This is a genomic window from Streptomyces sp. bgisy027, assembly GCF_057710365.1.
Genome location: NZ_JBYIVZ010000055.1, coordinates 51,396 through 65,755 on the forward strand (window position 1 = coordinate 51,396; position 14,360 = coordinate 65,755).

The 14,360-nt window shown below is 69.4% G+C and carries 11 protein-coding genes and 1 pseudogene; 9 read left to right on the forward strand and 3 right to left on the reverse strand.

Features of this window, described 5'->3' with window-relative positions:
• Window positions 1-20 precede the first annotated feature (20 nt).
• Entirely contained in the window at window positions 21-467 is a 447-nt protein-coding gene (locus tag AC3ETA_RS38935) for a hypothetical protein (protein ID WP_432197625.1), read from the forward strand.
• A gap of 7 nt (window positions 468-474) precedes the next feature.
• Window positions 475-1,515: a helix-turn-helix transcriptional regulator gene (locus tag AC3ETA_RS38940; protein ID WP_432197626.1), complete on the forward strand. Its 1,041-nt coding sequence runs from the start codon at window positions 475-477 to the stop codon at window positions 1,513-1,515.
• Here AC3ETA_RS38940 and ctaD read toward each other — a convergent pair.
• Window positions 1,514-3,088: pseudogene (gene ctaD / locus AC3ETA_RS38945) on the reverse strand (aa3-type cytochrome oxidase subunit I); the annotation flags it as partial. The gene AC3ETA_RS38940 and the pseudogene ctaD sit on opposite strands and share 2 nt — an antisense overlap.
• A 460-nt stretch (window positions 3,089-3,548) precedes the next feature.
• On the opposite strand from ctaD, the gene AC3ETA_RS38950 reads away from it, so the two are divergent.
• Window positions 3,549-3,764, forward strand: coding sequence for an I78 family peptidase inhibitor (locus tag AC3ETA_RS38950; protein ID WP_030967768.1), 216 nt, complete (start codon window positions 3,549-3,551; stop codon window positions 3,762-3,764).
• Window positions 3,765-3,854: 90 nt separating this feature from the next.
• On the opposite strand, the gene AC3ETA_RS38955 is transcribed toward AC3ETA_RS38950, so the two are convergent.
• Entirely contained in the window at window positions 3,855-4,883 is a 1,029-nt protein-coding gene (locus AC3ETA_RS38955; RefSeq protein ID WP_432197627.1) for a phosphatase PAP2 family protein, read from the reverse strand.
• A gap of 435 nt (window positions 4,884-5,318) precedes the next feature.
• Between AC3ETA_RS38955 and AC3ETA_RS38960 the strand changes: the two genes are divergently transcribed.
• Both AC3ETA_RS38960 and AC3ETA_RS38965 read left to right on the forward strand, forming a co-directional pair.
• A complete protein-coding gene (locus tag AC3ETA_RS38960; protein WP_432197628.1) occupies window positions 5,319-6,920 on the forward strand; it encodes an MFS transporter in 1,602 nt (533 codons plus the stop codon).
• Window positions 6,921-7,029: 109 nt separating this feature from the next.
• Entirely contained in the window at window positions 7,030-8,220 is a 1,191-nt protein-coding gene (locus tag AC3ETA_RS38965; protein ID WP_432197629.1) for an acyl-CoA dehydrogenase family protein, read from the forward strand.
• 35 nt (window positions 8,221-8,255) lie between these two features.
• Here the strand turns inward: AC3ETA_RS38965 and AC3ETA_RS38970 are convergent, their stop codons facing one another.
• Window positions 8,256-8,693 carry a cell division protein SepF gene (locus AC3ETA_RS38970; RefSeq protein ID WP_432197630.1) on the reverse strand — a complete coding sequence of 146 codons (438 nt, stop codon included), beginning with the start codon at window positions 8,691-8,693 and terminating at the stop codon, window positions 8,256-8,258.
• Between the two features lie 322 nt (window positions 8,694-9,015).
• Here AC3ETA_RS38970 and AC3ETA_RS38975 point away from each other — a divergent pair, with 322 nt between their 5' ends.
• The 4 genes from AC3ETA_RS38975 to AC3ETA_RS38990 all read left to right on the forward strand — a co-directional run bounded on the left by AC3ETA_RS38975 (window position 9,016) and on the right by AC3ETA_RS38990 (window position 14,205).
• Window positions 9,016-10,320 carry a DUF5685 family protein gene (locus AC3ETA_RS38975; protein ID WP_432197631.1) on the forward strand — a complete coding sequence of 435 codons (1,305 nt, stop codon included), beginning with the start codon at window positions 9,016-9,018 and terminating at the stop codon, window positions 10,318-10,320.
• Window positions 10,321-10,726: 406 nt separating this feature from the next.
• A complete protein-coding gene (locus AC3ETA_RS38980) occupies window positions 10,727-11,632 on the forward strand; it encodes a S1 family peptidase (RefSeq protein WP_432197632.1) in 906 nt (301 codons plus the stop codon).
• Window positions 11,633-11,882: 250 nt separating this feature from the next.
• Complete coding sequence (locus AC3ETA_RS38985; RefSeq protein WP_432197633.1) at window positions 11,883-12,845, forward strand: slipin family protein; 963 nt, start codon at window positions 11,883-11,885, stop codon at window positions 12,843-12,845.
• A 277-nt stretch (window positions 12,846-13,122) separates the two neighbouring features.
• Window positions 13,123-14,205, forward strand: a complete 1,083-nt coding sequence (locus AC3ETA_RS38990) for a S1 family peptidase (RefSeq protein WP_432197634.1) — start codon at window positions 13,123-13,125, stop codon at window positions 14,203-14,205.
• Window positions 14,206-14,360: the final 155 nt, after the last annotated feature.

Below are 14,360 nucleotides of genomic sequence, written 5' to 3' on the forward strand. Positions count from 1 at the left end.
CCGAGGAGGAACCCCAGCGCATGACCCCCGTGTCGCACGCCGTACCCCTGCGCGCCGACTGCATAGCGGACTCGGCCGGCGGGCTGACCTTCGACGTCAGCGCGACCGGGGCGGCCGACACGGCCCATCTCGTCCTGCGCCACCGTGAGGGCCCCGAGGAGGTCACCCTGCCCCTCGCTCCGGCGACGAAGGGCCGCCTGCGGGCAGCGCTGCCCAGCAGCGTGTCCCTGCTGGAGGGTCACTGGGACGCGTACGCCAGCGTGAGGGACGAGGAGTCGGACCACCGGGTGGCCTCGGGCGACATGGAAGTCCACCCGCATGCCTCCCGGGTCCCCTACGAGACCCGCGGCGGCAACCTCAGCGTCGAATGCCGGTTAGGGGCAGCGCCCATGCGGGGCGCGGGGAACCGAGCGACCGGCCACAATGGATCCGCACTCGCCCCTGGACCCGTACCCCCGATCTCTTAGGCGCCGCATGCTGGACACCTCCGCAAGACTCCTGCGGCTGCTCTCCCTCCTCCAGGCCCATCGCGACTGGTCCGGCGCCGAACTCGCCGACCGCCTCGGCGTCACCCCGCGCACCGTCCGCCGCGACATCGAGCGGCTGCGCGAACTGGGCTACCCCGTCAACGCCAGCCCCGGCACCGGAGGCGGCTACCAACTGGGCGCCGGCGCCGAGCTGCCGCCCCTGCTGCTGGACGACGACGAGGCGGTCGCCGTCGCCGTCGGCCTGCGCACCGCCGCCGGCCAGGGCATCGAGGGCATCGGCGAGACGTCCGTACGGGCCCTCGCCAAGCTGGAGCAGGTCCTGCCGAACCGGCTGCGCCGCCGCGTCGGCGCCCTGCACGCCTTCACCGTGCCGATGCTGCGCGGCCCCCAGCCCTCCGCCGTGGACCCCACCGTCCTCACCGAGCTCGCCCACCTGTGCCGGGACTCGGAGCGACTCAGGTTCGAGTACCGCGACCATGAGGGCGCATCCACCCGCCGCAGCGTCGAACCGCACCGCCTGGTGTGCAGCGAGCGCCGCTGGTACCTGGTCGCCTGGGACCTCGACCGCGAGGACTGGCGTACGTTCCGAGTCGACCGCGTCACCCCGAAGCCGCCGCACGGCCCGCGCTTCGCCCCGCGCACTCCACCCGCCGAGGACCTCGCCGCGTACGTCTCCCGGGGCGTCTCCACGCGCGCGTACGCCTCACAGGCCGTGATCCGGCTGCTGGTGCCCCTGGAGGAGGCGGCCGAGAGCGTCTCGCCCACGGCAGGGCAGCTGGAGGCGGAGGGGCCCGGCAGCTGCCTGCTGCGCACCGGCGCCGGGAGCATCGACGTGATGGTGATCCACGTGATGCTGATGGGCTTCGAGTTCGAGGTCGTGGAGCCGGTCGAGCTGGTCGAGGCGATCAGGACGGCTCAGGGCCGGCTTGCTCGCTCTTTGGCTCGGGCTGCGGAGCCTCCAGGGCATGGTCCGGGTGGTGCAGATCGAACGCCGGGGACTCCGAGCGCACCTTCGGCAGCGTCGTGAAGTTGTGCCGCGGGGGCGGGCAGGAGGTCGCCCACTCCAGGGAGCGGCCGTAGCCCCAGGGGTCGTCGACCTCGACCTTCCTGCCGTACTTGGCGGTCCTCCAGACGTTGTAGAGGAACGGCAGCGTCGACAGGCCCAGCAGGAACGCGCCGATCGTGGAGATGGTGTTCAGCGTGGTGAAGCCGTCGGCCGCGAGATAGTCCGCGTACCGGCGCGGCATGCCCTCCGCGCCCAGCCAGTGCTGCACCAGGAACGTGGTGTGGAAACCGACGAACAGCGTCCAGAAGTGCATCTTGCCGAGCCGCTCGTCGAGCATCTTGCCGGTGAACTTCGGCCACCAGAAGTGGAACCCGGCGAAGATCGCGAAGACGACCGTGCCGAAGACGACGTAGTGGAAGTGCGCGACCACGAAGTACGAGTCGGAGACGTGGAAGTCCATCGGCGGCGACGCCAGGATCACCCCGGTCAGACCGCCGAAGAGGAACGTCACCAGGAAGCCCGTCGCCCACAGCATCGGTGTCTCGAAGGACAGCGAGCCCTTGATCATGGTCCCGGACCAGTTGAAGAACTTCACGCCCGTCGGTACGGCGATCAGGAAGCTCATGAAGGAGAAGTACGGCAGCAGCACCGCGCCGGTGACGAACATGTGGTGCGCCCACACCACGATCGACAGACCGGTGATCGCCATCGTCGCACCGACCAGCGTCAGATAGCCGAAGATCGGCTTGCGGCTGAAGACCGGGATGATCTCCGTGATGATGCCGAAGAACGGCAGCGCGATGATGTAGACCTCGGGATGCCCGAAGAACCAGAACAGGTGCTGCCACAGCAGCGCCCCGCCGTTGGCCGCCTCGAACACCATCGAGCCGAACCGGCGGTCGGCCTCCAGCACGAGCAGGGCCGCCGCCAGGACCGGGAAGGCCATCAGGATCAGGATCGACGTGAACAGGGTGTTCCACACGAAGATCGGCATCCGGAACATCGTCATGCCGGGGGCGCGCATCCCGATGATGGTGGTGATGAAGTTGACCGCGCCGAGGATCGTGCCGAAGCCGGCCAGCGCCAGGCCCATGATCCACAGGTCGGGGCCGATACCGGGGGAGCGCTCCAGGCTGTTGAGGGGCGCGTAGGCGAACCAGCCGTAGGAGGCGGGCCCGTCCGGCACGATCAGTGAGCCCATCACGATCAGGCCGCCGAACAGGAACAGCCAGTACGACAGCATGTTCAGCCGGGGGAAGGCGACGTCCGGGGAGCCGATCTGCAGCGGCATCAGCTCGTTGGCGAAGCCCGCGAAGGTCGGGGTCGCGAACAGCAGCAGCATGATCGTGCCGTGCATGGTGAACAGCTGGTTGAACTGCTCGTTGCTGACGATCTGCATCCCGGGCCGGGCGAGTTCGGCCCGCATCACCAGGGCCATGGCGCCGCCGGCCAGGAAGAACACGAACGACGTGATCAGGTAGAGATGGCCGATCTTCTTGTGGTCGGTGGTGGTCAGCCAGTCGACGACCACACGGCCGCCCGGTTGCCTGCTTCGCATGGGTCGTGCCGTCGCCTGTACGGTCTGCGTCCCCATCGCTCGCTCGCCCCTTCGCTCGTCGCGTCCCGGGCCCGCTGAAGCCCGCGTCGCACGCGCCGACGCGAGCTCACGTCATGATGCTCGCGTCGACAGCGCTCTGACAGAGGGCGTACGGAGGTCCTGTGGTGGAACCGTGTGCTTTCTGTGTGGTACCGGCTCCCGCGGCCCGCGCGGAATCGGAGGGAAAAGGAGTCCGCGGGCAGTTCTCCGGGCACTTTTCCGCTGCGATATCGGACCGGTCCGCGCGACACGCGGGAATTACGATCGAATGCCTGCGGAAGGCCCAGAGAATCCCTCGTCCGTGTGACGGTCCGTCGATGTCCGAGTGACCGAAACGCGTGTCGTGATTCTGTGACAAAAGCGTGACCCCGGAGGGACGTGTGCCCTCGGATGGCCGCTACAAAGGTTCACCGTCCGCACTGGCCCGATCCCTCGGCGAGGCCCTAGCGTTGGCCGCATGGCACCCATTCCGAAACCCCCCGCAGATCCCCAGGACAACCCGGATGCGTATGTCGGACTCGACGCCGACGGGGCCGAGCGGCTCGCCCGCGAACGAGGTTGGAGCACGGTGCGTTCGCTGCCGCCGGGGGCGATCATCACCATGGAGTACCGCGTGGGACGGCTGAACTTCGAGGTGAAGGACGGCCAGGTGACGCGGGCCTGGAAGGGCTGACACACGGCGACGGCCCCGGTTCCTGCTCAGGAACCGGGGCCGTCGCCGTGCGGTCGGTCGTGCGTACCGGACCGCGCCGTGGGGGGTGGGTCAGCCGCCCGTGAGGGGGCGGGCCGCCGGGGCCCCGCCGCGGCCGATGCGGTCCGTGTGCGGCGGGCGGCGGCTGCCGGCCGGGGTGACCGGCGTGCGCTCCCCACGGGCCGTGTGCGGGCCTGGAGCCAGGTACACCGGCGCCCGCGGCGACCGGGCCGGCGACGACGCCTCGCGCGCGGCGGCCTCGTCGTCGCAGGCCGTGGGGCGCGACTTGAGCAGCACCGGAGCCTCGACCGGGACCGGGACGGTCGCGGGCAGGGCGCCGGCCCGGCGGGCCCGCCAGCGGTCGCGCAGGGCGAACAGCCAGGTCTCGGTGCGGGCGATCAGCGGCTCGAACCACGGCAGGGCGAGCAGGATCAGCAGACCGGCGGCCCAGCCGAGCAGTACGTCGCTCAACCAGTGCGTACCGAGGTAGACGGTGGACAGACCCACGCCCAGCGAGGTCACCGCCGACAGGGCCGACAGCCAGCGGCGAGCTCTCGGGGTCGAAGCCAGATAGGCCAGGATTCCCCAGGTCACCACGGCGTTGGCGGTGTGGCCGCTGGGAAATATATCGCCGCCCAGACCCATCTCGTTCGATCCGATGGTGGTCGCGTAGTGCGGGCCGAGCCGGCCCATGCCGAGCTTGGCGGCACCGACGGTGACGTTCAGCAGCAGCAGCGAGACGCCGAGCGCGAGCAGCGGACGCAGGGTGTGCTGCCGCCACGAGCGCCAGCCCAGCCAGGCCGCGACCATCACGGCGGTCGGGCCGCGCTGGCCGAGCACCACGTAGTAGTCGACGAACGCGTGGATCTCCGCCCACTGCTGGTAGGGGCGGAAGAACATGACCTGCCAGTCGAGCCGGACGAGCCACGAGGTGATGACTACGGCCCACACGATGGCCCCGTAGAAGGCCAGGGTCGCGGAGAAGAGCACGATCCTGTGCCGGGTCATCCGCGGCACATCGATGTGGGCCGGACGTTCCGGTTCCCGGTCCAGCCTGGCGAAGACCCGGTCCAGACGGGTCAGCTTTCGTTCGGTACGCACCCAATCGACGTTACAGCGAGTGAGCGCAGTTCAAGGTCGATTCCACGGCTTTGTGATGACGATGTGATGTGGGATTCCTCTCAGCGGCGGGTCTATTTCCAAGGAATCCGTAATCATCTGCGGCTGCATCCTTCAATTCCTTTGATCATTCTGTTGGTTCGTTTTTCACCGCTTATGAATTCGTTCACCGAATCCTCGGGTGGAATTCTCCTGGGGCTCACCGGCCGCAGTCGGTGCGTGTGTGGCGTACGCCACACGCGATCGTGTGCCGTCTGAGAGGTCCGCCACTCGGCCCGGACCTGGACTCGCGTACCCTGACGAGTCACTCGCCCTGGTTGCGCGGGCCGGAGACCACCGCTCCTCTCCGGCCGAGTCGCGGGGAGTCCCCACCCCGTGTGCCCGCCGAGGGCGAGGGAACATCTGGGAGGTACGTACATGTCCGGGACGACCACGGCTGCCGCTGCGCTGCGCCGTCGGGCGGCCGGGGCCGGTGCCAACCGCTGGGTCGTCCTGGTCGTCCTGTGCGTCAGCCTGCTGCTCGTCGCCGTCGACGCGACCGTGCTGCACGTGGCTGTGCCGGCCGTCACCGAGGATCTTCGCCCCGGCGCGATAGAACTGCTCTGGATCGTCGACATCTATCCGCTCGTCTGCGCCTCGCTGCTGATCCTCTTCGGCACGCTCGGTGACCGGGTCGGCCGCAGACGCGTCCTGCTCCTCGGATACGGCCTCTTCGGCCTCGCCTCCGGCCTCGCGGCCCTCGCGCACGACCCGCAGGTGCTGATCCTGGCCCGCGCCCTGCTCGGGGTCGGCGGCGCGATGATCATGCCCGCGACCCTGTCGATCCTGCGCCAGGTCTTCCCCGACCGGCGCGAGCGCGCCCTCGCCATCGGCATCTGGAGCGCCGTGGCCGCGGTCGGCGCGGCGGTCGGGCCACTGCTCGGCGGCTTCCTCCTCGAACACTTCTGGTGGGGCTCGGTCTTCCTCGTCAACATCCCGCTGATGCTGGTCAGCCTTCCGGTGGGCCGGCTTCTGCTGCCCGAGTCGAAGGGCGACCGCAAGGGCCCCTGGGACGTGATCGGCGCACTGCTCGCGGCGGCCGGTCTGTTCGGCGTCGTTCTCGGCGTGAAGCGGCTCGGCGGCGGGGAGCCGGTGGCCAGCCTGTTCACCCTGGTGCCGCTGGTGGCCGGCGCGGTGATGCTGGTCCTCTTCGTGCGGCGGCAGAAGCGGCGTATGTATCCGCTGGTGGACCTGAAGATGTTCGCGCGCCCCGCGTTCAGTACGTCCGTCGGGTGCATCGTGCTGGCGATGCTCGCGCTGGTCGGCCTGGAGCTGATCGCGGCGCAGTATCTGCAGCTCGTCCTCGGTCTGTCGCCGCTGGAGACCGGGCTGCGGCTGCTGCCGCTGACCTTCGCGGCGATGGCGTCCGGGCTCGCGGGGGCGCGGATGCTGCGGCGGTTCGGGCCGCGGCGGATGGTGTGCGCCGGATTCTGTCTGACGGCGCTCGCGGTGGTCGTGCTGACCGCCATGGGCGGCGAGGACAACCCCGGGTTGCTGCTGGCCGGGTTCGTGCTGCTGGGCTTCGGCCTCGAGACGACGCTCTTCGGGGCGTACGAGTCGATGCTGAGCGAGGCTCCGCCGGAGCAGGCCGGTGGGGCGGCGGCGATCGGCGAGACGTCGTACCAGCTGGGCGCTGGTATCGGCATCGCGTTGCTGGGCAGTGTGATGAACGCGGCGTACGCCCCCGGGCTGTCGGCTGTGCAGGGTGTGCCGACGTCGGCTTCCACGGCCGCGTCGCACTCGCTGGGGGAGGCGTACGAGGTTGCCGGGCAGCTCGGTGGGTCGGCGGGGGCGGCCCTTCAGCACGCGGCGCGGAACGCGTTCGTGCACGGGCTGCATGTGACGTTGCTCGTCAGTGCGGGGTTGTTGCTGCTCGGGGCGGCGATGGCGCTGCGGTTGCCGCGGGTCATGCAGTGCGAGGAGCCCGCGGTGGAGTTGCCGAAGCCGAGGGAGGTCGCGGATTCCCGCGTCTCCGCCTGACAAGGCCCCTGAGCGCGCACTGGACGTGCGGGGCGCCGCGTCGTAGCGTCTGGCCCGAGCCGTGATTGATTAGCGCCGCTAGTTTTAGTCGTTGCCGGAGGGTCCCCGCATGTCCGCGTCCTCGAAGTTGCCCCCGTTCGACCCCGCCGACCCCCTCGGCATCGACGATCTCCTGGAGCCCGAGGATCTGGCCGTCAGGGACACGGTGCGGGCGTGGGCGGCGGATCGGGTCGTGCCGTATGTCGCCGAGTGGTACGAGAAGGGCGAGCTGCCGGGGATCCGTGAGCTCGCGCGGGAGCTGGGGGAGATCGGTGCCCTCGGGATGTCGCTGGAGGGCTACGGGTGCGCCGGCGCGTCCGCCGTCCAGTACGGGCTCGCCTGCCTGGAGCTGGAGGCCGCCGACTCCGGGATTCGGTCCCTGGTGTCCGTGCAGGGGTCTCTCGCCATGTATGCCATTCACCGGTTCGGGAGCGAGGAGCAGAAGCAGGCGTGGCTGCCCCGTATGGCCTCCGGCGAGGTCATCGGCTGCTTCGGACTGACCGAGCCCGACCACGGGTCCGACCCCGGCTCCATGCGGACGTACGCCAAACGCGACGGCTCCGACTGGGTGCTGGGCGGGCGGAAGATGTGGATCACCAACGGATCCGTCTCCGGCGTCGCCGTCGTCTGGGCGCAGACCGACGAGGGGATCCGCGGATTCGTCGTGCCGGCCGACAGCGCCGGGTTCTCCGCGCCGGAGATCAAGCACAAGCTGTCGCTGCGGGCCTCCGTCACCAGTGAGCTCGTGATGGACGACGTACGGCTGCCGGCCGACGCGGTGCTGCCGGAGGTCGTCGGGCTCAAGGGACCGCTCAGCTGTCTCTCGCACGCCCGGTACGGGATCGTGTGGGGTGCCATGGGTGCGGCGCGGTCCTGTTTCGAGGCCGCCGTGGACTACGCGAAGACGCGGGAACAGTTCGGCCGGCCGATCGGGGGCTTCCAGCTCACCCAGGCCAAACTCGCCGACATGGCGCTCGAACTGCACAAGGGGATCCTGCTCGCCCACCATCTGGGGCGGCGGATGGACGCCGGCCGACTGCGTCCGGAACAGGTCAGCTTCGGAAAGCTGAACAACGTCCGCGAGGCCATCGACATCTGCCGTACGTCACGGACGATTCTCGGTGCCAACGGGATCTCGCTCGAATACCCCGTGATGCGGCACGCGACCAACCTCGAATCGGTGCTCACCTACGAGGGCACCGTCGAGATGCACCAGCTCGTGCTGGGCAAGGCGCTCACCGGGCTCGACGCCTTCCGCTGACCCACCAGGGGGCAGGGCCGGTGAACGGCCCTGCCTCAGCTCTGGTTGTAGAAGCCGTCCTCGCGGTGAGCCGCGCGCTCGCCGCTGATGATCTCCGTGTCGGCCGGCGTCAGCAGGAACACCCGGTTGGACACCCGGTCGATCGAACCGCGCAGACCGAAGATGAGCCCCGCCGCGAAGTCGACGACGCGCTTGGCGTCGGCCGGCTCCATGGCCGTGAGGTTCATGATGACCGGGACCCCGTCCCGGAACAGCTCGCCGATGGCGCGGGCGTCCCGGAAGCTGTCAGGAGTGACCGTGCCGATCCGGCGGCCCTTCTCCTCCGCCACGTCCGTGGCCACCTTGACCCGCGGGTCGGTGACCCAGGCCTCCCCGGGCTCGGCCCCTTCGGAGTAGTCGTCGTCGTAGTAACGCTCGTCATCGTTGTCGTCGACGAGGCCCAGCCAGGCGCTCGCCTTGCGTACCGATCCCATGGACGCCTCCTCTCACAGCGGTCTCTATTGCCTTCCGCATCCCTATGGTCATCCATGATGCGGACGTCGCGCCAAGTGGATAGACGCCGCGCGGGGGGTTTGTGACGGTACTGGTGCACAGCGAATACGTCGAGAGCCCGTGTCCCCCAAGGGGCATGCCACGTACGGCTGCTGACTGTGAGTGAAATATGATTCTTCGCGGCGTATGGGTGACGCGGGGTGCGTACGGGTGAACGAGTCGTCCGTGGCGAACGAGACGGCGGCCGGTACGATGCGGCAGTTCAGCGTCGCAGATGCGTCGTAAGAACCTCGGGGGAGCGTCGTGTTCGGAATCGTCAGGCCCTGTCGTCATCGGCTCGGAGAGAACCTCACGGGGCAATGGATGGCGCATTTGTGCGGGTTGTGCCTCTCGTTGCGCGGAGACCATGGTCAGTTCGCGCGGATCGTCACGAACTACGACGGACTCCTCATATCCGTCCTGACGGAAGCTCAGGCGGAGAAGGACAGCGGACTGCGGCGTACGGCAGGACCCTGCCCGCTGCGCGGGATGCGAACCGCGTCCGTCGCGCAGGGTGAGGGCGCCCGGCTCGCCGCCGCCGTCTCGCTCGTGCTCGCCTCCGCCAAGATCCGTGACCATGTCGCCGACGGGGACGGGCTGCTGGCCCGCAGGCCGGTGGCGCTCGCCGCGCGCCGGGTGGCCGCCGGCTGGGGTACGGCGGGTGCCCGTGGCGGCTCGGCCGTCGGGTTCGACACCGCGGTACTCGTCGACGCCGTGGACCGGCAGGCAGGCATCGAGACGCTGGCCGGGCTCGGCACCTCTGTGCTCGCCGTGACCGAACCGACCGAGACGGCGACCGCCGCCGCCTTCGCGCACACCGCGATCCTGGCCGGACGGCCGGACAACGCCGAGCCGCTCGCCGAGGCCGGGCGCATGTTCGGGCGACTGGCCCACCTCCTGGACGCCGTGGAGGACCGGGCGGCCGACGCCGAAGCCGGTGCGTGGAACCCCCTCACCGCGACCGGGACCTCGCTCGCCGAGGCGCGCCGGCTCGCCGACGACGCCGTGCACGGAGTGCGGCTGGCGCTGCGCGAGGTGGAGTTCACGGATCCGGGCCTCGCCCACCTGCTGCTGGTGCACGAGCTGCGGCGCTCGGTGGACCGGGCGTTCGGCACGGTGCCGACCTGTGCGTCCCATGCCTCGCACGCCTCGCATCAGCCGGGGCAGCCCGGTCGGCCCGGGCCCTATGGGCAGCCGCCACAGCAGCCGGGGCCGTACGGCGCGCCGCAGAGTCCGTACGCCGGGGACGGGAATCCGTACGCCGGTGGCAACCCCTACGCGGGCGGCAGCCCGTATGCCGGGGGCGGAGGCGTGCCCGGCGGAGGTGCCGGTGGAAGCGGTGGTGGTGGCGGTGACTTCGGCGGGTTCGGCGGTGGGCCCGCTCCCCAGCCGCCGAAGCGGCGTGGGTTCTGGGCCGGCTGCGGGATGTTCTGGCTGCTGTGCTGCACCTGCAAGCTGTGCTGCGCGAAGGAGTACGAGGGACCGTGGTCCCGCAAGAAGCGCGAGGGCTGCTGCCGTGACTGCGACTGCGCCGGGTGCGACTGCTGCTGCCCGTGCGACGGTTGCTGACAGCCGGCTCAAGTGACGGCTACTTCCGGACATCCCTGATACGGCGACCGTGCCGTACGGGCTCGACCGTGTCACGCTGCCGCTCCCTGCCTCCGTCGACCCATTCGTGCGTTCCTTTGCGCCACCTGGCAACACGTCCGACCTCGCTGTCGGCCGGGGGAGCGCAAGCTGCGCCGAGTGGCGCTGACCGGCTCTGACCGGGGCAGGAGCGGCCAACTCGCACAGATGGTTCAAAAGTTGACGGCCGAAAGGCGCCCTTGTGCCGACCGGTCGTTCGACCGAATACTCCCCTCAGCGCTTGTCAGGGGCACGGCATGTTCGGAATCCGGACAGCAGGCCTGCTGACTGCGCCTCACCGGGCCCCGACCCCACGCGGGCCCCCGACTTCCCTTGGAGGGAACGAAAAGTGAGGATCAAGCGCACCACCCCCCGCAGCGGCATTACGAGACGGACCCGGCTGATCGCCGTTTCCACCGGCCTCGTTGCCGCGGCCGCGATCGCGATCCCCAACGCGACCGCCGCGGAGACCCCCGCCACCTTCAGCGCCGCCCAGCTCAAGAGCGCCAGCGGCTCCATGCTGAAGGCCGACGTCCCGGGCACCGCCTGGGCCGTCGACAGCAAGACCAACCGTGTCATGGTGACCGTCGACTCCACGGTTTCCAAGGCGGAGATCGCCAAGATCAAGGAGCAGGCCGGCGCCAACGCCGACGCGCTCACGATCAAGAGCGTCCCCGGCAAGTTCAGCAAGCTCATCCAGGGCGGCGACGCCATCTATGCGAGTAGCTGGCGCTGCTCGCTCGGCTTCAACGTCCAGAGCAGCAGTGGCACGCAGTACTTCCTGACCGCCGGTCACTGCACCGACGGCGCCGGCACCTGGTACTCCAACTCCGGCCGTACCCAGGTCATCGGCTCGACCGCCGGCTCCAGCTTCCCGGGCAACGACTACGGCATCGTGCGCTACACCGGTTCCGTCAGCCGGCCCGGCACCGCGAACGGCGTGGACATCACCCGCGCGGCCACGCCGAGCGTGGGCACCACCGTCATCCGTGACGGCTCCACCACCGGTACGCACAGTGGCCGGGTCACCGCCCTGAACGCGACCGTCAACTATGGCGGCGGCGACATCGTCGGCGGCCTGATCCAGACCACCGTCTGCGCCGAGCCCGGCGACTCCGGCGGTTCGCTCTACGGCAGCAACGGCACCGCGTACGGTCTGACCTCCGGCGGCAGCGGCAACTGCACCTCCGGCGGTACGACCTTCTTCCAGCCGGTCACCGAGGCCCTGAGCGCCTACGGCGTCAGCGTCTACTGACGTATCGGTCCGGATCGGTCCGGATCGGTCCGGATCAGTCCGGATCAGTCCGGATCAGTCCGGATCGTATCGGTCCGGATCGGTTCGGTTCGTATCGGTCCGGATCGGTTCGGCCAGCAGCCGGCAGCAGGTGAGCCCCCGTACGCAACTGGCGTGCGGGGGCTCGCCCTTGCTCAGGTCGCGGGGTTACCGTCGACGTACAGGCAGTACTCCGCTGTAATGCGCCCACGTCGGACCCCGGGGGTCGGTGATGGTCGAGGAGCTGGTGGCGGCGGGAGTGGCGCTCGCGTCCGCCGGACTGGTCTATGTGGCGGCGGCCGCGCGGGTCGTCAAGCAGTACGAACGGGGCGTGGTCTTCCGCCTCGGGAAGCTCCGGCCCCAAGTGCGCGGGCCCGGGTTCACGATGATCGTGCCGGGCGTCGACAAGCTGCGCAAAGTGAACATGCAGATCGTGACGATGCCCATTCCCGCGCAGGAGGGCATCACCCGGGACAATGTGACCGTGCGGGTCGACGCCGTCGTCTACTTCAAGGTGACCGCGCCGGCCGAGGCGGTCGTACGGGTGGAGGACTACCGGTTCGCGGTCTCGCAGATGGCGCAGACCTCGCTGCGGTCCATCATCGGCAAGAGCGAGCTGGACGATCTGCTGTCCAGCCGCGAAAAGCTCAACCAGGGGCTGGAGTTGATGATCGACAGCCCGGCCGTCGAGTGGGGCGTGACGATCGACCGGGTGGAGATCAAGGACGTCTCCCTGCCCGAGACCATGAAGCGGTCGATGGCGCGGCAGGCCGAGGCCGACCGGGAGCGACGGGCGCGGGTCATCAACGCCGACGCGGAACTCCAGGCCTCGAAGAAGCTCGCGGAGGCCGCGCATCAGATGTCCGACGCGCCGGCGGCCCTTCAGTTGCGGCTGCTTCAGACGGTGATGGCGGTGGCGGCCGAGAAGAACTCCACTCTGGTGCTACCGATTCCGGTGGAATTGCTGCGATTTCTGGAGAAAGGGGCGCAGGTTGCGGCCTCCGCCGCCTCCGGGGCCTCTGCGGTCCCCGCCGCCTCCGCGGCCTCTGCGGTCCCCGCGGCCTCCGGGGCGGAGTCGGGTGGTGGTGCGCGACGGTCGGTGCCTGTTGAATCCCGGACCGTTCAGGATGAACTTCCCTCTGGTGAAGCTCGTTTGGATCCGGACCAGGATGTGTCGATTTTGAGACAGGAGTAGACCTCACGCGCTGCTCATGGTTCGCTCGCTTGCAGTGTTTGCTCAGCGAAGAGGGCGTGCGTGACCGTGCACGGTCAAGGCGGCAGGGGTGTGCAAACGTGTTCTACGCGCGTCCGGAAGTCGACCTTGTGTGCGCCCTTCGAACCTAGGAATAGTGAACCTTGTTCAACCGGCGCGGACGCGGCTTTTGTTGTGAGCCGTACCCGTGGCCGTACGCCTTCCGGTCCGACGAGGTCCCCACAACCTTTCGGGCCGACCCCCCACAGGAGGACGTGAGTTGAAGCACCGACGCATACCCAAGCGGCGTGCAGCCGTGGCAGGTGCGGGTATCGCCGCACTCGTCGCTGCGGGCGTGACCTTGCAGACTGCGAACGCCAGCGAGACGCCTGAGACTTCCGCGCCGAAGACCCTGTCGGTCTCCGCGGCCGGAAAGCTCGCCTCGTCGCTGGTCAAGGACCTGGGTGGCGACGCCGCGGGTTCGTACTACGACGCACAGGCCAGGAGCCTTGTCGTGAACGTCCTCGACGAGGCCGCCGCGGACGCCGTCGAGGCGGCCGGCGCCAAGGCCCGAGTCGTCGAGAACTCGCTCGCCGAGCTGAAGAGCGCGCGTACGACGCTGAAGCGGGACGCGACGATTCCCGGCACCGCGTGGGTGACGGACCCGGCGACGAACAGAGTTGTCGTCACCGCCGACCGCACGGTGTCCGAGGCCGAGTGGGCCAAGCTCGGCAAGGTCGTCGACGGGCTGGGCGCCAAGGCGGAACTGAGGCGGTCGAAGGGGGAGTTCAAGCCCTTCATCGCGGGTGGTGACGCGATCACCGGTGGCAGCGGGCGTTGTTCGCTCGGCTTCAACGTGGTCAAGGGGGGCGAGCCGTTCTTCCTGACCGCCGGGCACTGCACCGAGGGCATCACGGACTGGTCGGACTCCAGCGGTAACCAGATCGGCACCAACGAGACGTCCAGCTTCCCGGACGACGACTACGGGCTGGTCAAGTACACGGCCGAGGTCGACCACCCGAGTGAGGTGAACCTCTACGACGGGTCTTCGCAGGCCATCAGCGGGGCCGCGGAGGCCACCGTCGGTATGGAGGTGACCCGTAGCGGGTCGACCACGCAGGTGCACGACGGCAAGGTGACCGGGCTCGACGCCACCGTGAACTACGGCAACGGTGACATCGTCAACGGGCTGATCCAGACCGACGTGTGCGCCGAGCCGGGTGACAGTGGTGGTTCGCTGTTCTCCGGTGACAAGGCGATCGGGCTCACCTCCGGGGGCAGTGGTGACTGCACCTCCGGTGGGGAGACGTTCTTCCAGCCGGTGACCGAGGCGCTGTCTGCCACGGGTACTGAGATCGGCTGACGTACGTGGCTTTGCGGAGTCCCGTCCCGGGGTGTGGGGCGGGACTTTCGCGTGGGTGGTGCCTGCGGCGGCCCGTCGCGCTGGGTGGGGGCGTGCGTTGCGCCTGCGGTTCGGTGGGTGGGTCGGGGCCGTGCCGGGGGGTGTCCGTCCTCGGT

Bases quoted from the DNA above. Each gene is read 5' to 3' on its own strand.
- AC3ETA_RS38985 (WP_432197633.1), top strand. From the start codon at position 11,883: ATGGTCGAGGAGCTGGTGGCGGCGGGAGTGGCGCTCGCGTCCGCCGGA.
- AC3ETA_RS38970 (WP_432197630.1), bottom strand. From the start codon at position 8,693: ATGGGATCGGTACGCAAGGCGAGCGCCTGGCTGGGCCTCGTCGACGAC.
- AC3ETA_RS38950 (WP_030967768.1), top strand. From the start codon at position 3,549: ATGGCACCCATTCCGAAACCCCCCGCAGATCCCCAGGACAACCCGGAT.
- AC3ETA_RS38940 (WP_432197626.1), top strand. From the start codon at position 475: ATGCTGGACACCTCCGCAAGACTCCTGCGGCTGCTCTCCCTCCTCCAG.
- AC3ETA_RS38935 (WP_432197625.1), top strand. From the start codon at position 21: ATGACCCCCGTGTCGCACGCCGTACCCCTGCGCGCCGACTGCATAGCG.
- AC3ETA_RS38960 (WP_432197628.1), top strand. From the start codon at position 5,319: ATGTCCGGGACGACCACGGCTGCCGCTGCGCTGCGCCGTCGGGCGGCC.
- AC3ETA_RS38965 (WP_432197629.1), top strand. From the start codon at position 7,030: ATGTCCGCGTCCTCGAAGTTGCCCCCGTTCGACCCCGCCGACCCCCTC.